This window comes from Paenibacillus artemisiicola, assembly GCF_017652985.1.
Taxonomy (GTDB): domain Bacteria; phylum Bacillota; class Bacilli; order Paenibacillales; family Paenibacillaceae; genus Paenibacillus_Z; species Paenibacillus_Z artemisiicola.
Genome location: NZ_JAGGDJ010000014.1, coordinates 26016 through 49533, shown reverse-complemented (window position 1 = coordinate 49533; position 23518 = coordinate 26016). Strand labels below are relative to the sequence as shown.

Below are 23518 nucleotides of genomic sequence, written 5' to 3'. Positions count from 1 at the left end.
TTTTTTGATCCCCCTTTACCATAAACAGGGAGTGATGGACATGTTGGACATCGGATTTATTCGGGAACGGGCGGCGGACGTGCAGCGCGCGGCGGATCGGAAAGGGATCAAGCTGTCGGTGGGGGAGCTGCTCGCGGTCGACGAGCGCCGGCGGGCGCAGCTGCGCGAGACGGAGGCGCTTCGGGCGGAACGGAACCGCAGCTCGAAGGCGATCGAAGGCTTGCTGCGGGAAGGACGCAAGGCGGAGGCGGAGCGCGAGAAGGCGGCGTCGGCGGCGGCGCTGGCGAAGCTGAAGGCGCTCGAAGAGCAGCTCCGGCAGACGGAACGGCTGTACGAGGTGCTCATGCTGCAGGTGCCGAACATCATCTCGCCGGATACGCCGGACGGCGCCGACGACCGGGACAACGTCGAGATCCGGCGCGTCGGGGAGCCGCCCGCGTTCGGGTTCGGCCCGCGCAGCCACGTCGAGCTCGGCGAATCGCTCGGCATCGTCGACCTCGCCAGAGGCGTCAAGATCGGCGGCGCCCGCCAGTACGTGCTGAAGAACGGGGGGCTGCTGCTCCACCGCGCCGTGCAGCAGCTGGCGCTCGATCTGCTGCATCGCAAAGGCTTCGACCTGCTCGACGTGCCGGCGCTCGTCAAGGAAGGGACGATGCTCGCGACGGGCTTCTTCCCCGGGGGACGCGATCAGAGCTACGCGGTCCAAGGCGAGGACAAATGGCTGGCGGGCACGTCGGAAGTGCCGCTCGTCTCGTATTACGCCGGCGAAATCATCGACTTGGACCGGCCGAAGCTGCTCGGCGCGGCAAGCGCCTGTTACCGGAGCGAGGTCGGCTCGGCGGGCCGGGACGTGCACGGGCTGTACCGCGTCCACCAGTTCGCGAAGGTGGAGCAGGTCGTCCTGTGCCGCGCGGAGCAAGACGAAGGCTTGGCGTGGCTGGAGCGGCTGACGGCGAACAGCGAGGAGCTGCTGCGGTTGCTGGAGCTGCCGTACCGCGTCGTGGCCGTCTGCGGCGGCGATCTCTCGGCCAAAAACCACAAGCAGTACGATATCGACACTTGGATGCCGAGCCGGGACGACTACGGGGAGACGCATTCGGCGTCGCTGCTGCTCGATTATCAGGCGAGACGGTCGAACATCCGGTACCGGGACGAGGACGGCCGCCTGCGGCATCCGTATACGCTGAACAACACGATGGCCGCCACGCCGCGCATCCTCATCCCGCTGCTCGAGAATCATCAGCGGGAGGACGGCTCGGTCCGCGTGCCGGAGGCGCTTCGTCCGTACATGTACGGCCTCGAGGCGCTCCGGCCGGAGACCGAAGCGTAAAAGGATGGCCCCCGAAGGGAAATGCAGGTATACTACTGGTGTAAGCACTTCCATTCGATGGGTAACGAGAGGAGCACGGCGAGATGAATCCGGGAAACATCGCGCAAACGGCGCAAGCCATTCGGACCAACGTCAGCAAAGTCATCGTCGGGAAAGAAGATATCGTGGATCAACTGATCATCGCCATTTTGACTTCGGGCCATGTCCTGCTGGAGGATGTGCCGGGCACGGGCAAAACGCTGCTCGCGAAGGCGGTGGCGAGGTCGATCGACGGCGAATTCAAGCGGATTCAGTTCACGCCCGACCTGCTGCCGTCGGATTTGACGGGCATCCATTTCTATAACCAGAAGCTGGCGGAATTCGAATTCCGGCCGGGCCCGCTGTTCGCCAACATCGTGCTGGCGGACGAGATCAACCGCGCGACGCCGCGCACGCAGTCCAGCCTGCTGGAGAGCATGGAGGAGCGCCAGGTCAGCATCGACGGCACGACGCATCAGCTGGGCCGCCCGTTCCTGGTCATCGCGACGCAGAATCCGGTGGAGCAGCAGGGGACGTTTCCGCTGCCGGAGGCGCAGCTCGACCGGTTTCTGTTCAAGCTGAAAATGGGCTATCCGACGACGGAGGAAGGCATCGCGATCATGAAGCGGTTCATGGCGGACAGCCCGCTGGAGCAGCTGGCGCCGGTCGTCGGCACCGCCGAGATCGAGGACGCGAAGCGCCATTACACGGGCGTGAAGGCGACGGACGAGCTGCTCGGCTACATGCTCGCCATCGTCGAGGCCACGCGCAAGCATCCCGACGCCGTGCTCGGGGCGAGCCCGCGGAGCAGCCAAGCGCTGCTGCGCGCTTGCCAGGCCCGGGCGGCCATCCAGGGCCGGGATCACGTGCTGCCGGACGACGTTAAGGCGATGGCCGTGCCGGTCCTCGCGCACCGGATCTCGCTGCGCAGCGTGCAGCGGATGCGCGCGGATGCCGCCGAGCACGTCGTCGCCGGCATTCTGTCGACCGTCCCCGTGCCCGCGGACGCGCCGCTCGTCGGGCGGGCGTAACCCCGCCGCGGAAGGGAGAGGGGATCCATGGGCATACAATGGTACATTTTGAGCGCGGTGCTCGTGATCGTGCTTCAGCGCTACCTGTTCCGGTATTTCGGCATGCGCAAGGTGAGTTATTCGCGCGCGTTCAGCACGGCCGCCTGCTTCGAAGGGGACGACGTCGAGATGGTGGAGAAGCTCGCGAACGGCAAGCTCTTGCCGGTGCCTTGGCTGCGGGTAGAATCGATGCTGCACGCGGGGCTGCGGTTCCGGAGCGACGCCAACTTCGACGTCAGCAACGGGGAGTTTTTCCAGAACCATAAGAGCCTGTTCAGCCTGATGGGCAACAAGCAGCTGACGCGGCGGCATGCCGTGCATGCCGCGCATCGCGGCTGCTACCGGGTGACGAGCGCCTCGCTGACGTTCGGCGACCTGTTCGGCTTGTTCAGCGCTTGGAAGAAGGTGCCGCTGCAGGTGGAGCTGCTCGTCTATCCGCTTCCGGCCGACAGAAGCCTGATTCAGCTGCCGTCCCGCAGCTGGCAGGGGGACATCGCCGTGCGGCGCTGGATCGTCGAGGATCCGTTCGCGATCAGCGGCGTGCGGGAATACCGGCCGGGCGATTCGTTCAAGATGGTCAACTGGAGCGCGACGGCCCGGACCGGCGAGCTGCAAGTGCACCGCCGCGACTACACCGCGGACTTTCGCCTGATCGTGCTGCTGAACGTCGAAGACCATGCCGGCATGTGGGAGGCGGTCAACGATACGGCGCTGATCGAGCAGGGGATCCGGCTCGCCGCCGGCATCCTGCAGCTGGCGACGGAGCAGGGGCTGGAGACCGCCTTCGCGTGCAACGGCCATTCGATCGACGCGCCGGACGACGTGATGACGGTGGAGCGGGGCAGCGGCAGCGAGCATCTGACCCATTTGTTCGGCCAGCTGGCCAAACTCGCCATCGTCCGCCGGCTGCCGTTCCATACGATGGTGGAACAGCTCGCGCCGCAATGGGAAGAGCGCAGCGACATCGTCGTCGTGTCGGCCTTCATCAGCGATGACATCGCGGAGGCGATGGCGGGGCTTCGGCGGGACGGTCACGCGGTCGACTGGCTGCCGATCGCCGCGAGGGAGGCGGAAGCGGTATGACAAACAACATGCGTCTTCTCGGCGGCAGCTTGATCGTCGCCGGCGTGCTGGAGCTGCTGCTGTTCTTCCCCGTCACGCTCTTCGCCTATGTGTTGGCGCCGCCCGGTTCGGCCGGGCTTGCCGCCGTCGCGCTGCTGCTGCTCGCCGCGTACGCGGTCGGCTACGGGCTGAACGCGCTGCTGAAGTTCAAGCGCGCCTTCCCCCGGCTGCTGATCGCCGCCGTCATCGGAGCGGCCGCGGGTTACGCGCTGTTCGGCATCGCGAAAGGGAGCATCGTCCTCATGCTGCTGCTCGCCTGCGCCGTGTACCGGGGCTCCAGGCTGCCGGGCTGGCCGCTGCACGCCAGGCTGGCGACGCAGGATTACATCGTCGGCGTAGGCTTGTATTTCGTCGGAGCGCTCGCGGACGGCATCAAGGAGACGATCGACGGGTATCGGGGGCTCTATCTCGGCGCCGGCCTGTTTACGCTGTTCGCGGCGCTTTATTTGACGAACCGCGGCATGGTCGGCCGCGAGACGCTGTCCGGCGCGGCGAAGCCGACGGTCGAGCCGTCCGTGCGGCGCAACAACCGCATTTTCGTTGCCGTCGCGATCGCCGTCACCGTCCTCGTCGCCGCCAGCTACCAGCTGCAAGCGCTGCTGGGCTCGGCCTGGCAGTCGCTCAAGCAGTGGCTCGCGGGGCTGTTCAGCGGGGGCGGCGGCGACGTGAAGCCGCCGGACGAGCAGACCGCGCAGCAGTCGCCGGACATGCTGCCGCCGCTCGACAAGACGCGCACGATGCCCGCGTGGGTCGACCACTTGATGTACGCGATCGTCATCGCGTTCCTGCTCGTGCTGCTGGTGCTGCTGCTGCGGCGGGTCAACCGGCTGCCGGGCTGGCTGGGCGCGCTCGGCCGCAAATTCATGCAGCTGTTCGACCGCGACGGAAGCGTCGCGGAGCGCGGCTACGTCGACGAAGTCGAGCGAATCCGGAAGACGGAGCGCGGATTGTTCAAGTGGTTCGGCCGATCGAAGGACGAACGGCTGCGGTGGAAGGACCTCGCGGACAACGAGTCGCGCCTGCGTTATTTGTACAGACGCTGGGTCGGCGGCGCCGTCAAGCGCGGCTACGAGCACCGGGCCAACCTGACCCCGGAGGAAATCCGTCGCGCGCTGAGCGGCGACGGCCCGGCGGACGACGCGGCGGCGGAGACGCTCGTGCGGCACTATCAAGAGGTGCGGTACGGGAGCGGGAAATTAACCGACGACCAGCTGCAGGCGATCGCGTCCCGGTTGGGCCAATCGAAGCCGTAGCCCGGCAGCCGGCAGGCGGGCATACATATTTACCCATGGTCGGGGAAACCTAAGGCGGCACATTGATGCATTCCGAAGGAGGTTCGTCCATGAACTACAATATGCCCGGTCAGCCGGTCAACAGCCAGCAGCTGACGTACGAGCAGTTTCAGGAGCAGGTCAGGCAGCGGCAGGAACAAGAGCAGCAGCGCGCGAAGGATGCGCTTCGCAGCGCGGGGCTCGACCCGAAATCGCAGCATATACAGGCGATCGTCCAATCGCTGTACGGCGTGGAAAACGAGCTGAAACTCGCTGAAAACCAGCTGCAAATGCAGATGGATGCGCAGAAGCGCCAAATCCAGCAAATCCAGCAAAAAATCCAGCAGGCGATGGCGCAGGTGCAGGGCACGGTCCCGGGATCGATGCAAAGCGGCGCCAACACGCAAACCATGGCTCAAAACTACATGCAATAAACGGCGACGACCGCCGCGAAATCCTTCTTGCCGTCCGAACGGGGACGGCGGGAAGGATTTTTTGCGTCGCCCGGAGCTTTGTGTTAATAAATATAACACCAATGCTACATATGTGTTCACTAAGTGAATTTTATGTAATATAATATAACATAAATACGGCCATGGAGTACGCGGCCGCCGGTTAAGCGAGCGAGATTACCGGATGCATCGCGCCGTGCTTCACCGCCGCGAACGATGAAAGGAAGGTGCAACGTGAAAATCGGCGCGATTTATTTGGCGGCCGGCTTCAGCCGGCGAATGGGCGAGGCGAAGCTGCCGCTCGAGCTCGCGCCCGGCGTGACGCTCGGCAGCCGCGGATTGCTCGAGGTGCGGCGCGGCGGCTTTCAGCCGATCGTCGTCGTCGTCCGGCCGGAGGATCCGCTGCTGTGGCTGTACGACGGCGCGGCGGGCCGCGCCCGGCTGCCGAAGTTCCGCATCGCCCCGTGCAGGGATGCGCGCGAAGGCATGTCGCGCTCCATTCGCATCGGCATGCAGGCACTGCTGCCGGACGAACCGGACGCGGTGCTCGTCGCGCTGGCCGACCAGCCGTTCGTGTCGGTTTCGCTGCTCCGGCGGTTAGCGTCCGTCTTCCGCGAGGATCCGGCCGCGGATTTCGTCGCGAGCGGCTGCGACGGCGTATCGGCGTTTCCCGTGCTGTTCAACAAGACCATGTTCGACCGGCTATGCCGGCTGGAGGGAGACGCCGGCGTGCGGGCGCTGCTGCAATCGCCGGAGTATCGGGGGAGAGCCGTGCGCTGCGCCGCGGAGTGGGCGTTCGTCGACATCGACACGAAGGCGCAGCTGGAGAAGGCAAGGCTGATCTGGTCGCAGGTGCAGGCCAGAGCACGATAAGGCAGAGGGCCGGGATCGGGATTACGGAACCAAAGGAGGGAGCCGCATGAATGACGGGAAGCGCCATATCGGCTTATTGCGAAGCGACATCGAATTCCGAAGGACGGCGCGGACCGACGGCACGATGCCGTTCGGCGCGCTGCCGGCGGACGGCGAAGACCGGTTCCTGCCGGAACAGGGCATCGTCCTGATGACGACGGAAGGCTGTGCCGGCCGCGCGGAAGCGGCGCCGGCTCGCAAGGGAGGCCGGAGATGAGCATCCAATTGTGGCAGTTGAATACGCTGAGCCGCGAGCGATTCATCGGCGAGCTGGGCGCGATATTCGAGCATTCGCCGTGGGTGGCGGAGCGGATCTGGCCGTACCGGCCGTTCCGTTCGCTCCGCGAGCTGCACGAGGCGATGATGCACGCGGTGGGCGAGGCGACCGAGGAGCAGACGCTCGCGCTGCTGCGGGCGCATCCCGGCCTGGCGCCGCGCGCGGCCATGACGGACGAATCGGCGGCGGAGCGGCGTTCGGCGGGGTTGGATGCGCTGACGCCCGACGAATCCGGCCGGTTCGCCGACCTGAACGCCGCGTATGCGTCGAAGCACGGCTTCCCGTTCATCATCGCCGTGCGGGGGAAGACGAAGGCCGACATTCTGGCCGCGATGGCCCGCAGGCTGGAGAACGACGGCGGCATGGAGCGGAGGCAGGCGTTGGCCGAAGCGGGGCGCATCGCGGAGCTGAGGCTGCGCGACCGCGTGGAGGAGTAACGGCGAAGAGGATGGCGACATTCGCGATTGCGCATCGGACGCGCGTTATTCTATGGCAAGCGCGACGTGCTCCCTTATCGCACGGCACGCAAGGTCGTCGCTCGTTGTGCCCGCGATTCCGGAATCGGCGTACGCGGGGGACGGCAAGCGTCCTCCGCTGGATCATCGGGCTTCCGCGTCATCCGTCGGCCGCTTTACAGACCTTCTTCCGGATGATAGAGTGAGACGAACCGATGAACCGACGGAGGAGCGATGGAAAGTGAGCACCAACGATAAAGATGCCGTACCGCAAGCCGCGGATGCCGCGCATCCCTATTACCGGCACGCGGAGCAGGCGTTCCGGCTGCTGCCGGACGCGGTCGAGCGGCTGACGGCGCTGCGCGAGGCGTTCCGCGCCGCGGACGAGGATTTTTTGGCGGTCGAGCTGAAGACGATGATCGCCCGGCTGGAAGAGATCCGCGCGCTGCTGGCGGACGGGCCGCAGGGCTGACCGGCGCGGGCCGGATTCCGGCCGCGATGCGCGGCACGGAGGCGTTTCCCGACTCGCGGGAACGCCTCTTTTTGCGCTGCAATCTACCAGCCGGGCCTAGGAGGATGCCCCGCTCCATTCGATTCCCCGCGTCATAGAATAGAGGAATGGAAGAATAGAGGAGGCGTCACCTTTGCCGGTATTGGACACGGGACTTCTGTATAATCGGGAAAAGCGGCGTACGGCGAGCTTGAGCATCAGCGTCATGAATCGGGGCAGACAGGGGGCAAGGGCGGCCGTGCAGCTGTACACGGCATCGCCGGCGGGAAGCGCGCAGGGAACGGGCGGGCACGAGACGGGCTTCGGCCGGATGCAGACGGAATCGCTGGCGACCGTGCAGCTAAGTCCGGCGGGACGCGACCGGAGCATGTATTTCGTCTCGCGGGACGTGCTGCTGGAGGCCGTCTACGGCATTCGCGTAACCGTCAGCGGACTCGCGGCGGGGGAGGTCGCGGCGACGCTGGCGGAGCTGGACGAGAAGGGCGCCGTCATCGCGCAGCACCGTCTCAAGCTGCTGCCCGCCGGGACGGACGACATCCTGCACGCGTACATCGCGAATCACACCCAGCATTCGCTCACGGTCCTGCAGACCGACACGAACGCGCGGGTCGCCGCGATCCCGCTGCCGGCGGGCAGCAGTCCGCGCAAGCTGTCGTTCACGCCGGACGGCCGGGAGGTGTACGTCACCTGCCAAGGCGACAAAACGGTCCGCGTCGTCGACACGCTCACCCACGAGGTGTGCGGCGAGCTGACGTTTCCCCAGGAAGCCGTGCCGATCGCGGTCGCGGTTTCGCCCGTCGGCGCCCGGGCGTACGTCACGACGGTCATCCGCGATTACGTCGCCGTCTTCGATACCGACGCCAGGTCGCTGATCAAGCTTATCGCCATGCCAGCGGGCAGCGATCCCGCGTCGGTCGCCGTGTCGCCGGACGGGAAACGGGCGTACTGCTGCCTCATCAACCGCGGCACGATCGCGGTGATCGACGCGGAGACGCTGGGCGTCGGCGTGACGATCAAGCTGCCGTTCGGGGCGAAGCCGTCGGCGATCGCGCTCTCCCCGGACGGAACGCGCGCCTACGTGACCGACGTCTATCACGACCGGGTCTATTGCATCCAAACCGCGACGCATGCCGTCTCGGCCGTCATCCAGCTGGAGATCGACAGCGACCCGCAGCAGCTCGCCGTCACCCCCGACGGCGCGCTGGCGTACGTGGCCTGCCGGGGTTCGGACGAGATCGTCGCGGTCAACCTGTCGCGAAACGAGATTTTGACCAAGATCGAGCTGCCCCAGGGCAGCAACGCGAGCGACATCGCGGTGACCGCGGACGGACTCAAACTGTACGTGACGATTTTGACGTTCGGGTACGTAGCGGTCATCGAGGTGGCCAGCCAACTGCCGATCGCGATCCTGCCGACGGGCAGCTTTCCGTCCGGCGTGGCGGTATCCCCGATTCTGCTGCAGGGCTAGCAGGGGTCGAACGGCAAAAGCAAAAAACCGCAAGGACGAGGCAAGCGGCCTCTCCCTTGCGGTTTTTTGCGCGCGCCCGGCGAAGGGCTTCGAGCCTCGAAGCACGAGGAGCGGGCCTTGCCGAGCCTTGGCTAACCATGACAACCATGACTAACCATGCGTAACCATGACTAACCATGCGTAACCGTCGGTGCCTATTCCTCGCCGAGCGGCAGCCATTTCAGCACGTGCTGGATGTATTCGTCCCAATACTCCCAGCTGTGCTCGCCCGGCGCTTCCTCGTAGGTGAGCGGCAGTCCGAGCGCGTCCGCGTGCCGGCGGAACTTCACGTTGTCCTCGTAGAGGAAATCCTCGGTGCCGCAATATTGATAGAGCCGCGGAATCGGCCGGCCGGATGCCTTCAGCGTCTCGGCGGCCAGGAACAGGTTGTTCGGTAGCCCGTTCACGACGTCGGCCGTGCCGAAGATCCGCCCGAAATCGACCGGCGCGCGTTCCTCGAACGTCGACACGTCGAGCGCGCCGGACAGGCTGGCGGCCGCGGCGTACTGCTCCGGCTTATTGAGCGCGAGCTTGAACGCGCCGTAGCCGCCCATCGACAAGCCGGCGACGAAGTTGTCCTCGCGGCGGTCCGACAGCGGGAAGAAGGAGCGGGCCAGCGCCGGCAGCTCTTCGCTGACGAACGTCCAATAATCGCCGCCGCTCGCCATATCGGTGTAGAAGCTGCGGTGGACGGCCGGCATGACGACCGCGAGGCCGAGCGGCGCGACGTAGCGCTCGATCGACGTGCGGCGCAGCCAGATCGTATGGTCGTCGGACAAGCCGTGCAGCAGGAACAGCGTCTTATGCTTGCGCTGGGTTGCCTTCGATTCCATTCCGATTTGCGATTGCGCGTTTTGCGGCAGGATGACGTACATCGAGCTGGATAAGCCGAGCACGTCGGAGAAGAAGTCGCATTGAATCAATGCCATGGCGAATGAAGCCTCCCCTACAAGGATATGAATGCAATGGAACCGCTTGCAGGACAAGCCGGTCCGTTCTTCTCTATTGAAGCATTTCTCGCGCGCCGCGTATAGTCCAATTTTCGGTCTCCGGATTGCGCGCGCCGCGTGCCGGGACTGTTCATATTCCGTTCAAAATCGAACGTTATGCTGAATCGGCAAGCTAGCGAAGGGAACGCCGAAGAGGCGCGAAAGGAAGGAATGCCATGGAAGCTCGTCACGTCCAAGATCAACAGGCTGCAGGATCGACCGAAAATCACCGTCATCCCTCGGATGAGCATGATAGAAAAGCCGAAACCGCGCGTCATGCATCGGGCCGGGGCAAGGAACCCGCCGGCGGGGAAGCGGGAACGCCGAGTCGTAGCCGCTCCGGGAAAGGAGAAGGGGAAGGCGAACAAAAAGGCGAAGGAAAAGGCGAAGGAAAAGGGAACTGGCGGCTGTTCCTGAAGCTGCTCGCCCGCACGAAGCCGTCCAAGCGGCTCATCGCGGCGGCGATCGCGCTGAGCCTCGGCGGCACGCTGGTCTCGCTCGTCATCCCGCTCTTTACGAAGAAGCTGGTCGACGGCTTCGACGTCAGCAGTCTCGGCTTCGGCCAAATCGCCGCGTTCGCCGGCGTCTTCATTCTTCAAGCCGTCGTCAGCGGCGTGTCGATGTACATGCTGAACCTCGCGGGCCAGCGCGTCGTGGCGAATTTGCGCGACCAGCTGTGGCGGAAGCTGCTGAAGCTGCCGGTCGCCTACTACGACCGCAACCGGACGGGCGAGACGATCAGCCGGATGACGAACGACACCGGCATCGTCAAGCAGCTGATCGCGGAGAACTTCACCGGGTTCCTCAGCGGCATTATTTCCGTCGCCGGCTCGGTCGTCGTGCTGTTCTACATGGATTGGCGGATGACGGCGGTCATGCTGGGGGTGATCCCCGTCGCTGCGCTGTTCATGGTGCCGCTCGGCCGTCAAATGTACCTCGTGTCCAAAGGGATCCAGACCGAGACGGCTTCCTTCACGGCCACGCTGACCCAGGTGCTGTCGGAGATCCGGCTCGTCAAGTCGATGAACGCGGAGCCGCGGGAATACGCCGCCGGGGAGCGGGGCATCTCGAGCCTGTTCCGCTTCGGCCGCAGGGAGGCCAAGATTCAGGCCCTGATCGCGCCGCTCATGTTTTTCGTCATGATGATGCTGCTCGTCGTCATCGTGGGCTACGGCGGCATGCGGGTATCGTCCGGCGCCTTGTCGGCGGGCGAGCTGGTCGCGTTCATCCTGTATCTCATTCAGATCGTCATGCCGATGTCGCAAATCTCCACCTTCTTCACGCAATTCAAGAAGACGGTCGGCGCGACGGAACGCATCGTGCACATCCTGGACGCGGACGAAGAAGATCACGAGCGGGGCGGAGAGGTGGCGGACGCGAACCGGCCGATCCGGTTCGAAGGCGTGAGCTTCGGCTATGAAGGCGGCGAGCAGGTGCTGCGGGACGTCGCGTTCGACGTGGCGCCGGGCACGGTGGCGGCGGTCGTCGGTCCGAGCGGCGGCGGCAAAACGACGCTGTTCTCGCTGCTCGAGCGGTATTACGAGCCGACGGGAGGAACGATCAAGCTCGGCGGCGACGAGATCGGCAGCTTCGCCTTGTCGTCGTGGCGCCGGCAAATCGGCTACGTCTCGCAGGAAAGCCCGCTCATCGCGGGGACGATCCGCGAGAACATCTGCTACGGCATCGACCGCGCCGTAAGCGGGGAAGAACTTGCGCGCGCGGCGGAAATGGCGTATGCACACGTCTTCATCCGGGAGCTGCCGAACGGGTACGACACGGAAGTCGGCGAGCGCGGCATCAAGCTTTCGGGCGGCCAGCGCCAGCGGATCGCCATCGCGCGGGCGCTGCTGCGCGATCCGAAGATTCTGATGCTCGACGAAGCGACTTCGAGCCTCGACTCCAAGTCGGAGGTCGTCGTGCAGGAGGCGCTCAAGAACCTCATGGCCGGCCGGACGACGCTCGTCATCGCGCATCGCCTGTCCACCGTCGTGGACGCGGACCAGATCGTCTTCGTCGAGAAGGGGCGAATCACGGGACGGGGCACGCACGACGAGCTGCTGCGGGAGCATCCGATGTACCGCGAGTTCGCGACGCAGCAGCTCCGGCTGCAGGAGCGGGAAGCGGCGGCGCCGGACACCGCATAGGATTCTCGCCAGTGAGACGACATCCCGGCAAGGAACGGGCTCCATGGCGGGACGCTAGGCAAGGCAGGGCGGGACGCTAGCCAACGGTTGAAAAAATCATATCCGATTTCCATTCTCACTGATAATTATTATCAGCCTTGGCTATACTACTTCTAGACGAAGGCGGGCCGCCTTCTAGGCAAAGGCGGCCCGCATAACAGCTTTAGATTTTCGGTTCGAACGTTTTGCAGTCGGTTTCTTCGGAATTATGGGCCTGCTTGCCACGGTTGTTCACGACATAAATCGATGAGGCGTTGCATTGGTTGCCGGCTGCCCAATATTTGCAGGAATTCACTTCGCACAATACATCTTTCGCCATGAGCGTATTCACCTCCATCCTTCGTCTAGGATGGACGCTTTTGCATGCCTTTTATACCCGACCGACGCAATTTGATTGCCGTATGCCGCCGTCCGCTATATCATGGAGAAAAACGGAAGGGGCCTATCGTTCGTTCGGGCATCATAGGCAATAGGAACGGAATCATGCGCACGGTTATTCGTTGGCTCGCCTACGGCGCCGTCATGGGCGGCTTGACGGGAAGCGCCTCGGCGCTCTTCCTGTGGGGGCTGGACCGGGCGACGGACGTCCGGTTGTCGGCGCCCTGGCTCTTGTGGCTGCTTCCGCCGGCGGGCGCGCTCGTCAGCTTGCTGTATTCGCGTTACGGCGGCAGCGCCGGCAAAGGCAACAATCTCATCGTGGAACAAATCCGGTTGGGCGACGCGCCCGCGGAGCGCTTGGAACGGGTATCCGCGGTTATGGCGCCGTTCGTCCTGATCGGCACGTGGGCGACGCATCTATTCGGCGGCTCCGCCGGCCGGGAAGGGACCGCCGTGCAGATGGGCGGCAGCCTCGCGGAAGCGTTCGGCCGGCTGGTCCGGGCGGAAGGCGCCGACCGGCGCGCGCTGCTGATGAGCGGCGTCGCGGGCGGATTCGCTTCCGTCTTCGGCACGCCGCTGGCCGGCGCCGCATTCGCGCTCGAAGTCGTGACGCCGGGCCGCCGGATCTCGCCGAAGACGATCGTGCCGTGCGCGGTCGCGGCGTTCGCCGGCGACGCGGTCACCCGCGCGTGGGGCATTCGCCACCTGCAGTACGCGCTGGGGATCATCCCGGTCTTCTCGGCGGCGCTGCTCGCGAAAATCATCGCGGCGGCGGTGCTCTTCGGACTGATGAGCCTGCTGTTCACGCTCGCCGTCGGCTGGGTCAAGCGCGGGCTGGCCGCGCTTATCGCGCGCGCGTGGCTGCGGAGCGTCGCCGGGGGCTTGCTCGTCATCGGCCTGACGTATGCCGCGGGCACGCGGAATTACCTCGGGCTCAGCCTGCCGCTGCTCGTGCGGGCTTTTCACGAGCCGCTGTCCGCGCTCGCGTTTCTGTGGAAGACGGTATTCACCGCCGTCACGCTCGGCTCCGGATTCATGGGCGGCGAAGTGACGCCGCTGTTCGTGATCGGGGCGGCGCTCGGCAACGCGCTGGCGCCGCTGCTTCATCTCGGGGCCTCGTTTCTGGCCGGTCTCGGGCTGATCGGCGTATTCAGCGGCGCGGCCAACGCGCCCGCGGCCTGCTTCTTCCTCGGCCTCGAGCTGTTCGGCGCCGACGGCGCGGCGTACATGCTCGTCGTTTGCTTGGTCAGTTATATGTTTTCCGGACATGCGGGCATTTACGGGGCGCAGCTAGGCGGCGTGCCGAAGCCGCGGTATTTCGTTCGGTTTCCCGGCGCCGCGCTGCTGCGCGACCGGCTGAACCGGAGAAAATCCGCCCGGTCGCGATCTTCTTGAACGAAAAAGAGCACCGTTTCCGGCTTGCGGAAACGGTGCTCTTGTCTTCTCGATGCGTTAGGTGCTGCCAGGCTACACGCGGCGCGCGAACGCGTAGTGCGATTTCCACCAGCCGGAGTTGATCGTGGAGATCGTGACGCCCGGCTTGCCGTACGTGTGGATGACTTTGCCTCCGCCGATGTAGATGCCGACGTGGTGGACCGGGCTATAGAAGAACACGAGATCGCCCGGCTTCAGATTGCTCTTGCTGACGTACTTGCCGACCTTCGACTGGGCGTGCGACGAGCGCGGCAGCGTGACGCCGTGCATGCCGAAGACGCGCTTCGTGAACGACGAGCAATCGAACACCCGGGTCGTCGACGTGGACGCGTCGAATTTGTACGGCGTGCCCATGTATTTTTTAGCGGAAGCGATTACCGCAGACGCTTTCGAGGAAGAAATTGCCGCATGCGCCGGTTTGGCCTGAAGGACCGCCGTGCCGCCCATCAATAAAGAAAAGCTCACCGTTACGCTCATCATCAGTTTACCGAATTTGTTCTTCGTCATGAGTAAATTCCCCCTTGGGTGTAGGTTCTGGTTGTCGGTTCCGACTAGGAATAAAGTTCGGCGACAGTCCGCCTGGATAAGTGCGTCGGACGCAGCGTCTGCCGTCTGACCAAGGCCGTTTGACCTAGTCCAACTATACCACAAGTTTTTTTCCCAGCATTTGCATGCAACCTTTGCGTCACAAGCCCATCAAGGCTTTCACGCGAACTATGAGAAAACCATTAGAAATTCCTCATGATCGGTATCTTGACATATTGAAAGCGCTTATCCGAATACAATTAGTCATAATGGGGCAAAGGAGCCGGCGATCATGACGGTATTCTATCTGGCAAGCATGGCGGCGGTGACGGGCTTGTCCGGCAGGTCGATCTGGCACGCGTACCGGCGGCGCGCCTCCCTGAGCTGCATGGCCGGCATGATGATCGCCATGACGGTGGGCATGATGCAGAGCCTGGCCGCCGGGACGGTGGCGGGCATCCTGTTTCCGCAGGATTTGGCGGTTCCGACGGCGGGCGCCGTTCTCCTCGGCGTCGCCTGCGGCTATTTGGCGGGAAAGCCGGTCAGCACGATGGCGGCGCTCGACGGCATGCTGGCAGGCATCATGGGCGGCATGATGGGCGCGATGCTCGGCGTCATGCTGGGCGACCGCGCGGCGACGATGGTGCTGTTCGTCGACGTGCTGTTTCTATTTATACATATCGTGCTGCAGCAGCTGATCCGGGAAGAAGGCGGCGCGCCGGCCTCGGCCGGGGATCGGAACGCCGGCGCTTCGGGCGCCGGCACCGTGCTGCTGCATCCGTACGTGTTCGGGCTCGGCATCTTCGTGCTTGCGGCCGTATTCCTTTATCAAGCCTGAAGCGCGGGGCGGCCGACGGCGACGCTTGCGATCATTTCGGTTGAAGTGCGCGCATAGGCTGGTTACGGATGGCGAACCGGCCGTTCAAGACGAACCGAACGGGAGAGGATCGACATGACGAGCGTGATCGAAGTCCGGGGCATGTCCTGCCAGCACTGCGTCAGCAGCATCGAAGGCGCTTTGAAGAAGAGAGGCGTCGCCGCCAAGGTCGACCTTCCGCGCAACCGCGTGACGGTCGATTACGAAGCGAAGGCGATCACGATCGAGCAAATCAAATCGACGATCGAGGGCCAAGGCTTCGACGTCGTCTCCTGAGCCGGTCCCCCTCGGAAGGCGCAAGCGCAAAAAAAGCCGATCCCCTTGCCGGATCGGCCTTTTCTTGCGCCGCCGCGGCATGCTATGATTAAGGCTTGATTGGAGGCTCGCATGTCGTGAATACGTATCCTTTTGAATTCGATCCCAAAACGCCGTTCATCCAGCAGGCCAGCGACTGGATCGCGGACGTTTTTTACGAGCGGCTGCCCGAAGCGGGCTTCGAGCTGCGGGACGAGCAGATTTACATGGCGTTTCAGCTGGAACGCGCGTATCAGGAGAAACGGACGATTTTCGCGGAAGCCGGCGTCGGCACGGGGAAGACGCTCGTGTATTTGTTGTACGCCGTGCTGTACGCGCGCTACGCGCGCAAGCCGGCGATCATCGCCTGCGCGGACGAATCGCTGATCGAGCAGCTGGTCAAGCCGGAGGGCGACATCCCCAAGCTCGCACGCTACCTGGACCTGACGATCGACGCCCGGCTGGGCAAATCGATGGACCAGTACCTCTGCCTGAACAAGCTGGACGACGCGCGCGGGAACGCGGAGCATCTGGAAGCGATCGGGGAGGTGTACGCCTCGCTGCCGGACTTCGTGAACAGTCCCGGCACGATGCAGGCCTTCCGGCCGTACGGCAACCGGAAGGACTATCCGAATTTGTCGGACGAGCAATGGCGCGCGATCTCCTGGGATCCGTTCCAGGACTGCCTCGTCTGCAGCCGGCGCCACCGCTGCGGCCAGACGCTCTCGCGGGAGCATTACCGCAAGGCGGCGGACGTGATCGTCTGCTCGCACGACTTCTATATGGAGCATGTGTGGACGTACGAATCCCGGAAGCGGGAAGGCCAGCTGCCGCTTCTTCCGGAGCACAGCTCGGTCGTGTTCGACGAAGGCCATCTGCTGGAGACGGCGGCGCAAAGCGCGCTCACCTATAAGCTCAAGCACGCGGCGTTCGAGGCGATCGTCACGCGCCTCCTGCAGAGCGATATCCGCGAATCGCTGGCCATGGCCGTCGAGGACGCCATCGCGCAGAGCGAGAAGCTGTTCGGCCTGATCGACGGAACGAGCGTCGCCGTCGAGGCGTCGGACCGGCTGGAGGTGCCGCTGACCGGGCGGCTGCTCCGCGAGGTGGAGCGGTTCGCCGCGCTGCTGGACGCCATCGAGGAAGAGCTCGTCTTCGAGAGCGGCATGTTCACGATCGACGCGTACCAGCTGACGATCGTGGAGGAGCATCTCGACATGCTCCAGACGGCGCTGCGGCTGTTCAAGCAGCCCGAGATGCTGATCTCCTGGGCGGAGCGGGAGCCGGACGGCACGACGCTCGTCATCATGCCGAAGCTCGTGAAGGAGCTGCTCAAGGAGCGGGTGTTCTCGAGCGGCATGCCGGTCGTCTTCTCGTCGGCGACGCTTTCCGCGGGCGGCTCGTTCCGCTACATCGCCGACAGCCTCGGCATCGAGGACGCGCTGTCGTTCTCCGTCCCTTCGCCGTACGATTACGAGAACCGGATGGCGGTGGCGGTCTCGGGCGAGACGGACATCGCCGCGAAGCTGCGGCTGACGCTCGCGCGGCTGCGGCAGTCGGAAGGCCGGGCGCTGCTGTTGTTCCCGTCGCGGGAGGAGCTGGCGCGGTTCCGGGAAAGCATCGCCGGCATGCCCGCCTTCGGCGGGTTCCGCTTCCTGTACGAAGGGGACGCGGAGATCAGCCATCTGATCGCGGACTTCCAGCGCGACGAGGCAAGCGTCCTGTGCGCCGTCACGCTGTGGGAAGGACTGGACATTCCCGGACCTTCGCTGTCGCACGTGCTGCTCTGGGCGCTGCCGTTCCCGCCGCGCGATCCCGTGTTCGCGGCCAAGCGCCGGGAAGCGGCCGACCCGTTCCGGGACGTGGACATGCCCTACATGCTGCTCCGGCTGCGGCAGGGAATGGGCCGGCTGATCCGCAAGCGCGACGACGAGGGAATCGCGACGATCTTCGGCGGCGAATTGGCCGACGAAGCGGTGATGGGCCCGGTCCGGGACGTCCTTCCGGAAGGCGCGGCGCTGTCCGTCTTGGCTCCGTCCGCGAATTGACATCTACCAGCACGGCTCTTACAATTTGAGTAGACTGATAGAAAAGGAAGGGAACCGATGACGCAACCGATCAAAAAGTCCACCTACAAAAGCCAGCGCAAGGCCGAGCAGGAGCGGATGGAACGACAGCGCAAGACGATGAGGAAGCTGATCTGGGGGACCGCGATCGTCGTCGTGCTCGGCATCGTCGCGGCGCTGATCTTCACGCCGAGATCGAATCCGACCGACTTCGATTACGCCAACCTCCCCGTGCTCGGCAAGACCGACGCGCCGGTCAAGATCGTCGAGTTCGGCGACTACAAATGCCCGTCCTGCCAAATTTTCAGCCAACAGGTAAAGCCGGTGCTGGAGAAGGAATACGTCGAGACCGGCAAGGTTGCGCTCTACTTCATGGATTTCCCGTTCATCGGGCCGGACTCCACGACCGCCGCGCTGGCGGCGCATTCCGTCTTCCATCAAAGCAACGACGCGTTCTGGAAATACTACGACGCCTTGTACAAGAACCAACCCGACGAGAAGACGCTCTGGGCGACGCCCGACTATCTCGTGAAGCTCGCGAAGGATAACGGGATCGACGTCGATACGGATCTGCTGAAGAAGGACATCGACGGCCAGACGTACATCAAGGAAGTGAACGCGAACAATTCGGCCGCGATCAAGGCCAACGTGCAGTCGACGCCGACGCTGTTCATCAACGGCAAGGAATTCACCGGCAGCTTCGCCGACTACGGCGCGATCAAGACGGCCATCGAGGACGCGCTGAAGGACGCGTCCGAATGACGACGGCGCCGTTCCCGGGGTTCTTTCGCCGCTATGCGCTTTATTTCGCCTGGGTCGTCTCGATCGTCGCGGTCGGGAGCAGCCTCTATTTGAGCGAAATCATGAAATTCATCCCGTGCAACCTCTGCTGGTATCAGCGGATCTTCATGTATCCGATCGTCATTCTGCTCGGCATCGCCTGCTATAATCAAGACCGCAAAATCATCCGCTACGTGCTGCCCCTGTCCGTGATCGGGGGCTGCATCTCCCTGTATCACTACTTGGAGCAGCAGATTCCCGCGCTCGCCAAGGTGCTGCCGTGCACGGTCGGCGTGCCGTGCAGCGAGGATTACCTGGACTGGTTCGGCGGCTACGTCACGATTCCGTTCCTCGCGCTCATCGCGTTCATCCTGATCACCGCGCTCCTCGCGAACGGCCTGAAGCAAGGCGCGCCGGACGAAGAGGACGAGGCGGACGACGAAGAGCGGGTTCTGCCGGCTCGTCAAACGCAGGTCAAATAGCTAAAGGCTGCCGCAGCGTCTTGGACGCGGGCGGCCTTTTTTTACGGAATCTCCCAGCGCTGTCGAATCCTCGGGATGTAAATATGAAGATTATGAGGAGATTCGTCGCTTTATTTGTCCCTCCCAATTAGTTCTGGTATCATGTATGGATGAACGCTATGACGGGTTAATGTAATAAGAAGGACTTTTTGGTTCCCGTTGTACTTACTTTTGATGGAGGTAGCCGTTAATGACAGCAGACAGCAATGACCGCAAGTCGCCCTGGGAGCTCTATTACGGTCCGAACCTGGGGTACATTGAAGAAATGTACGAGCAATACCTGCGCAACCCTGACGACGTAGATCCCGCCGTTAGAGAATCTTTCGAGAAGTGGGGACCGCCGCCGTCCGTCTCGGCCGGCAGCAACGTGAACGTGTTCCCCCCTTTGAAGGTAACGACGGACGGTTCCAATAGCATCAAGACGGTCGACCCCGCTTATTTGAAAAAAATCGTCGACGCCGGGAAGCTGGTCCGGAACATCCGCACGTTCGGTCATTTGGCGGCCGACAACGATCCGCTCGGCCTGACGCCGGCGCCGGACACCCGCCTGATCGAGCCGGCCACGTTCAAGCTGACGGACGCCGATCTCGAGGGCATTCCCGCCTCGCTGATCTGGGAAGAAGCGCCGGAATCCATCAGCAACGGCAAGCAAGCGATTCAACACCTGAAGGACGTGTACACGAAGTCGTTCGGCTTCGAATTCGCCCATATCCACGAGCAAGACGAACGCCTCTGGCTTCGCCGCCAAGCCGAGATCGGCATGGCCTCCAAGCCGATGACCGCGAAGGAGCGCATCGCGCTGCTGCAGCGCCTCATCGACGTGGAACAATTCGAAACGTTCCTGCACCGTTCGTTCGTCGGGCAGAAGCGCTTTTCGATCGAAGGAACCGATAGCTTAGTGCCGATGCTGGACGAAGTCGTGAGAGAAGTGGCTCATGACGGCGCACGGCATATTCTGATGGGCATGGCGCACCGTGGGCGGCTGAACGTGCTGACGCACGTGCTCGGCAAGCCGTACGCGTCGATCTTCTCCGAGTTCCACCATTCGCCGAACAAGGACCAGGACCTGTTCCCGTCCGAAGGCGCGCTCGGCATCAACATCGGCTATACCGGCGACGTGAAGTACCATCTGGGCGCCCACCGTTCGGTGAAGGAAGGCGAGACGGTCGAGACGCGCATCACGCTGGCGAACAACCCGAGCCACCTGGAATACGTCAATCCGATCGTCGAGGGCTTCACGCGCGCGGCGCAGGACGACCGCTCCAAGCCGGGCTACCCGGTCGCGAACTTCGGCAGCGCCGCGGCCATCATCATTCACGGCGACGCGGCGTTCGCGGGCGAAGGCATCGTGGCGGAGACGCTCAACTTCAAGAAGCTGGCCGGTTACGAGAACGGCGGCACGATCCACATCATCGCGAACAACCGCCTCGGCTTCACGACGGAGAGCAAGGATTCGCGTTCCACGTACTACGCGAGCGACTTGGCGAAAGGGTATGAAATCCCGATCGTGCACGTCAGCGCGGACGATCCGGAGGCGTGCATCGCCGCGGTCCGGATGGCGTGCGAATACCGCCAGAAATTCGGCAAGGACTTCCTGATCGACATGATCGGCTACCGCCGCCACGGCCACAACGAGACGGACGACCCGGAAACGACCCAGCCGCTGCTGTACCAGAAGCTGCGCAAGCATCCGGTTGCCTCCGTCATTTACGCCGAGCGCCTGAAAGAGAGAGGCTTCGTGACCGAGGAGCAAGTTCAAGCGCTTCGCCGCGAAGGCCTCGCGAAATTGCAGGCGGCGTTGGATGAAGTCAAAGAAAATGATAAAGCCTATAAGCAGCCGAAGGCCGACGAAGTGGGCAGCAAGCGCCGCAAGAAGGACATCGTGACCGGCGTGCCGCTGAAGAAGCTGGCGCCGATCAACGAAGCGCTGCTGCAATGGCCCGACGGATTCAAGGTGTACGACAAGCTGGATCGCATCCTGAAGCGTCGCGCGAACACGTTGAACGAAGGCGGCAAGGTCGACTGGGGCCAAGCGGAAGCGCTGGCGTTCGCCACGATTCTGTCCGACGGCACGCCGATCCGTCTGAGCGGCCAGGATTCCGAGCGCGCCACGTTCGCGTTCCGGAACATCGTGCTGCACGACGTCGAGAACAACAAGACGTTCTCGCCGATGCACACGCTGCCGCAGGCGAAGGCGTCGTTCGCCGTCCATAACAGCCCGCTCGCCGAGGCGTCCGTGCTCGGCTTCGAATACGGCTACAACGTCTTCTCGCCGGAAACGCTCGTCATCTGGGAAGCGCAGTACGGGGACTTCGCGAACTGCGCCCAAGTCATCATCGATCAATTCGTGACGGCCGGCCGCGTGAAATGGCAGGAAAAATCCGGCCTCGTCATGCTGCTGCCGCACGGCTACGAAGGCAATGGGCCGGAGCACTCCAGCGCGAAGCTGGAACGGTTCCTGCTGCTCGCGGCGGAAGACAACCTGACGATCGTCAACATGACGTCCGCTTCGCAATACTTCCATCTGCTGCGCCGTCAGGCGTCGATCCTGGGCACTGACGAAGCGCGTCCGCTTATCGTCATGGCGCCGAAGAGCCTTATCCGGAACCCGAGCGTCGCTTCGGATCCGGCCGAGCTGAGCGACGGCTCCTTCAAGCTGGTGCTCGAGCAGCCGGGTCTCGGCAAGAAAGCGGACAAAGTGGAGCGTTTGATTTTCTGCACGGGCAAGATGGCGATCGATCTGGAAGCGGCGCTCGAGCTGAAGGACGGACAAGCCGCCGATGCTTGGGACTGGCTGCACATCGTGCGCGTCGAGCAGCTCTATCCGTTCCCGAAAACCGACGTCGAGCAAATCATCGCGCGGTATCCGAACGTGAAAGAAGTGCTTTGGGTACAAGAAGAACCGCAAAACATGGGCGCTTGGAACTACGTCGAGCCGCGGATTCGCGCGCGCGTCAAAGCCGGCACGACGGTCCGCTATATCGGCCGTCCGAAGCGCTCCAGCCCGGCGAGCGGCTTCCACTACATCCACACGATGGAACAGCAGCGGATCGTATCCGTCGCACTTAACCGCAGCAAGCAAAATTAAATCCAGCGAATCAGGCAAGGAGAGAACGAGCCATGAGTGATATCAAAGTACCCGAAATGGGCGAATCCATCGTAGAAGGCACAATTTCCAAATGGCATGTCAAAGCCGGCGACAGCGTCAACGTCGGCGACGTGCTGGCGGAGCTCGAAACGGATAAAGTCAACATCGAAATCAGCGCCGAGCAAGCGGGTACGATCGAGTCCCTGCTGCGCGCCGAAGGCGACACCGTCGCCGTCGGCGAAACGATCGGCACGATCGGCAGCGGGTCCGGCGCCGTCGCGCCTAGCCAGCCTGCGGCCGCTCCCGCGGCGCCGGCGGCGCCGGCAAGCCAGCCGGCTGCCGAGCAGCCGGAAATGAAGCCTGCCGTGCCGGCATCGCCGCCGGTCGCGGCATCCGCTCCCGCTCCGGCATCCGACGCCTCGGCGTCGGCGACGCCGGCCGCGCGCAAGCTGGCGCGCGAGCGCGGCATCGACCTGTCGCAAGTGCAGGCGGTCGATCCGCTCGGACGCATCCGCCAATCCGACATCGAAGCGCACGGCACGCGCCCGACGGCGCCTGCGGCTCCCGCCGCGCCTGCCGCACCGGCCCAGCCTGCCGCACCGGCCCAGCCTGCCGCGGAAGCCGGCAAGCCGGCCGAGCGCCGCAAGATGTCCCGCCGCCGCTTGACGATCGCGAAGCGCCTCGTCGAAGCGCAGCACACGGCCGCGATGCTGACGACGTTCAACGAAGTCGACATGACGGCGATCCTGGACGTGCGCAAGCGCCGCAAGCAAGCGTTCCAAGAGAAGCACGACGTGGGCCTCGGCTTCATGTCCTTCTTCACGAAGGCGGTAATCGGCGCGCTCAAGGCGTACCCGCTGCTGAACGCCGAAATCCAAGGCGAAGATATCCTCGTCAAGCAGTACTATGACATCGGCATCGCGGTATCCGCGAAGGAAGGCCTCGTCGTGCCGGTCGTGCGCGACGCGGACCGTCTGAGCTTCGCGCAGATCGAGAAGCAGATCGGCGAGCTCGCGTCCAAAGCCCGCGCCAACACGCTGTCGCTGAACGACCTGCAGGGCGGCACGTTCACGATCACGAACGGCGGCGTCTTCGGCTCGCTCCTCTCCACGCCGATCTTGAACGCGCCGCAGGTCGGCATCCTGGGCATGCACAAAATCCAGGTGCGTCCGGTCGCGATCAACGATACCGAGATGGAAAACCGTCCGATGATGTACATCGCGCTGTCCTACGATCACCGGATCGTCGACGGCGCGGAAGCGGTCCGCTTCCTCGTCACGGTCAAGCAGCTGCTGGAAGATCCGGAATCGCTCCTGCTGGAAGGCTAATTGCTGGAACAGCCTCCTATGCCTAACCGAAACCTCACAAGCCGACGTCAGGCCATCTGTCCTGGATCGTCAGCTTGCGAGGTTTTTTTATTGCTATTCACGAACGTTCTACATAAAATAAGAACAAACG

General features: G+C 63.8%; 22 protein-coding genes. 19 read left to right on the top strand and 3 right to left on the bottom strand.

What is annotated here, in order from left to right; all coding sequences use genetic code 11:
* The first annotated feature begins 40 nt into the window (after positions 1–40).
* The 10 genes from serS (at position 41) to I8J29_RS17375 (ending at position 8886) form a co-directional block, all read left to right on the top strand.
* Positions 41–1330, top strand: coding sequence for a serine--tRNA ligase (serS, locus tag I8J29_RS17420; protein ID WP_208848810.1), 1290 nt, complete (start codon positions 41–43; stop codon positions 1328–1330).
* Positions 1331–1413: 83 nt separating this feature from the next.
* Positions 1414–2379, top strand: coding sequence for an AAA family ATPase (locus I8J29_RS17415; RefSeq protein WP_208848809.1), 966 nt, complete (start codon positions 1414–1416; stop codon positions 2377–2379).
* 27 nt (positions 2380–2406) lie between these two features.
* Positions 2407–3501, top strand: a complete 1095-nt coding sequence (locus I8J29_RS17410; protein WP_208848808.1) for a DUF58 domain-containing protein — start codon at positions 2407–2409, stop codon at positions 3499–3501.
* The gene (locus I8J29_RS17405) at positions 3498–4793 is read left to right on the top strand and encodes a DUF4129 domain-containing protein (protein WP_208848807.1); all 1296 of its coding nucleotides are present in this window, start codon (positions 3498–3500) and stop codon (positions 4791–4793) included. The genes I8J29_RS17410 and I8J29_RS17405 overlap by 4 nt, the downstream gene beginning before the upstream one ends.
* A gap of 89 nt (positions 4794–4882) precedes the next feature.
* A complete protein-coding gene (locus tag I8J29_RS17400; protein WP_208848806.1) occupies positions 4883–5245 on the top strand; it encodes a hypothetical protein in 363 nt (120 codons plus the stop codon).
* Positions 5246–5497: 252 nt separating this feature from the next.
* Positions 5498–6136, top strand: a complete 639-nt coding sequence (locus I8J29_RS17395) for a nucleotidyltransferase family protein (RefSeq protein WP_208848805.1) — start codon at positions 5498–5500, stop codon at positions 6134–6136.
* A gap of 46 nt (positions 6137–6182) precedes the next feature.
* Positions 6183–6392, top strand: a complete 210-nt coding sequence (locus I8J29_RS17390) for a hypothetical protein (RefSeq protein ID WP_208848804.1) — start codon at positions 6183–6185, stop codon at positions 6390–6392.
* Positions 6389–6889, top strand: a complete 501-nt coding sequence (gene uraD / locus I8J29_RS17385) for a 2-oxo-4-hydroxy-4-carboxy-5-ureidoimidazoline decarboxylase (RefSeq protein WP_208848803.1) — start codon at positions 6389–6391, stop codon at positions 6887–6889. The genes I8J29_RS17390 and uraD overlap by 4 nt, the downstream gene beginning before the upstream one ends.
* A 259-nt stretch (positions 6890–7148) precedes the next feature.
* Positions 7149–7379 (top strand): hypothetical protein, encoded by a 231-nt coding sequence (locus I8J29_RS17380; protein WP_208848802.1) that lies wholly within the window; start codon positions 7149–7151, stop codon positions 7377–7379.
* A 172-nt stretch (positions 7380–7551) separates the two neighbouring features.
* Positions 7552–8886, top strand: coding sequence for a beta-propeller fold lactonase family protein (locus tag I8J29_RS17375; protein ID WP_208848801.1), 1335 nt, complete (start codon positions 7552–7554; stop codon positions 8884–8886).
* A 194-nt stretch (positions 8887–9080) separates the two neighbouring features.
* On the opposite strand, the gene I8J29_RS17370 is transcribed toward I8J29_RS17375, so the two are convergent.
* A complete protein-coding gene (locus tag I8J29_RS17370) occupies positions 9081–9854 on the bottom strand; it encodes an alpha/beta hydrolase (protein WP_208848800.1) in 774 nt (257 codons plus the stop codon).
* 236 nt (positions 9855–10090) lie between these two features.
* Between I8J29_RS17370 and I8J29_RS17365 the strand changes: the two genes are divergently transcribed.
* Positions 10091–12058, top strand: a complete 1968-nt coding sequence (locus I8J29_RS17365; protein WP_208848799.1) for an ABC transporter ATP-binding protein — start codon at positions 10091–10093, stop codon at positions 12056–12058.
* Between the two features lie 202 nt (positions 12059–12260).
* Here I8J29_RS17365 and I8J29_RS17360 read toward each other — a convergent pair whose 3' ends face one another.
* Positions 12261–12416 (bottom strand): DUF1540 domain-containing protein, encoded by a 156-nt coding sequence (locus I8J29_RS17360; RefSeq protein WP_208848798.1) that lies wholly within the window; start codon positions 12414–12416, stop codon positions 12261–12263.
* A gap of 164 nt (positions 12417–12580) precedes the next feature.
* On the opposite strand from I8J29_RS17360, the gene I8J29_RS17355 reads away from it, so the two are divergent.
* Positions 12581–13870: a chloride channel protein gene (locus tag I8J29_RS17355; RefSeq protein WP_208848797.1), complete on the top strand. Its 1290-nt coding sequence runs from the start codon at positions 12581–12583 to the stop codon at positions 13868–13870.
* A gap of 72 nt (positions 13871–13942) precedes the next feature.
* On the opposite strand, the gene I8J29_RS17350 is transcribed toward I8J29_RS17355, so the two are convergent.
* Positions 13943–14416, bottom strand: a complete 474-nt coding sequence (locus I8J29_RS17350) for a C40 family peptidase (protein WP_208848796.1) — start codon at positions 14414–14416, stop codon at positions 13943–13945.
* Positions 14417–14726: 310 nt separating this feature from the next.
* On the opposite strand from I8J29_RS17350, the gene I8J29_RS17345 reads away from it, so the two are divergent.
* The 7 genes from I8J29_RS17345 (at position 14727) to odhB (ending at position 23388) form a co-directional block, all read left to right on the top strand.
* Positions 14727–15272 (top strand): hypothetical protein, encoded by a 546-nt coding sequence (locus tag I8J29_RS17345; RefSeq protein WP_208848795.1) that lies wholly within the window; start codon positions 14727–14729, stop codon positions 15270–15272.
* 114 nt (positions 15273–15386) lie between these two features.
* Positions 15387–15587, top strand: coding sequence for a cation transporter (locus I8J29_RS17340; protein WP_208848794.1), 201 nt, complete (start codon positions 15387–15389; stop codon positions 15585–15587).
* Positions 15588–15703: 116 nt separating this feature from the next.
* Entirely contained in the window at positions 15704–17653 is a 1950-nt protein-coding gene (locus I8J29_RS17335) for an ATP-dependent DNA helicase (RefSeq protein ID WP_208848793.1), read from the top strand.
* A gap of 57 nt (positions 17654–17710) precedes the next feature.
* On the top strand, positions 17711–18433 hold the full coding sequence (locus I8J29_RS17330; protein ID WP_208848792.1) for a DsbA family protein: 723 nt from the start codon (positions 17711–17713) through the stop codon (positions 18431–18433).
* A complete protein-coding gene (locus I8J29_RS17325; protein WP_208848791.1) occupies positions 18430–18933 on the top strand; it encodes a disulfide oxidoreductase in 504 nt (167 codons plus the stop codon). Before I8J29_RS17330 ends, I8J29_RS17325 begins: the two co-directional genes overlap by 4 nt.
* A 229-nt stretch (positions 18934–19162) precedes the next feature.
* On the top strand, positions 19163–22060 hold the full coding sequence (locus I8J29_RS17320; RefSeq protein ID WP_208848790.1) for a 2-oxoglutarate dehydrogenase E1 component: 2898 nt from the start codon (positions 19163–19165) through the stop codon (positions 22058–22060).
* Positions 22061–22092: 32 nt separating this feature from the next.
* Positions 22093–23388: a 2-oxoglutarate dehydrogenase complex dihydrolipoyllysine-residue succinyltransferase gene (odhB, locus tag I8J29_RS17315; RefSeq protein ID WP_208848789.1), complete on the top strand. Its 1296-nt coding sequence runs from the start codon at positions 22093–22095 to the stop codon at positions 23386–23388.
* The last annotated feature ends 130 nt before the right edge of the window (positions 23389–23518 follow it).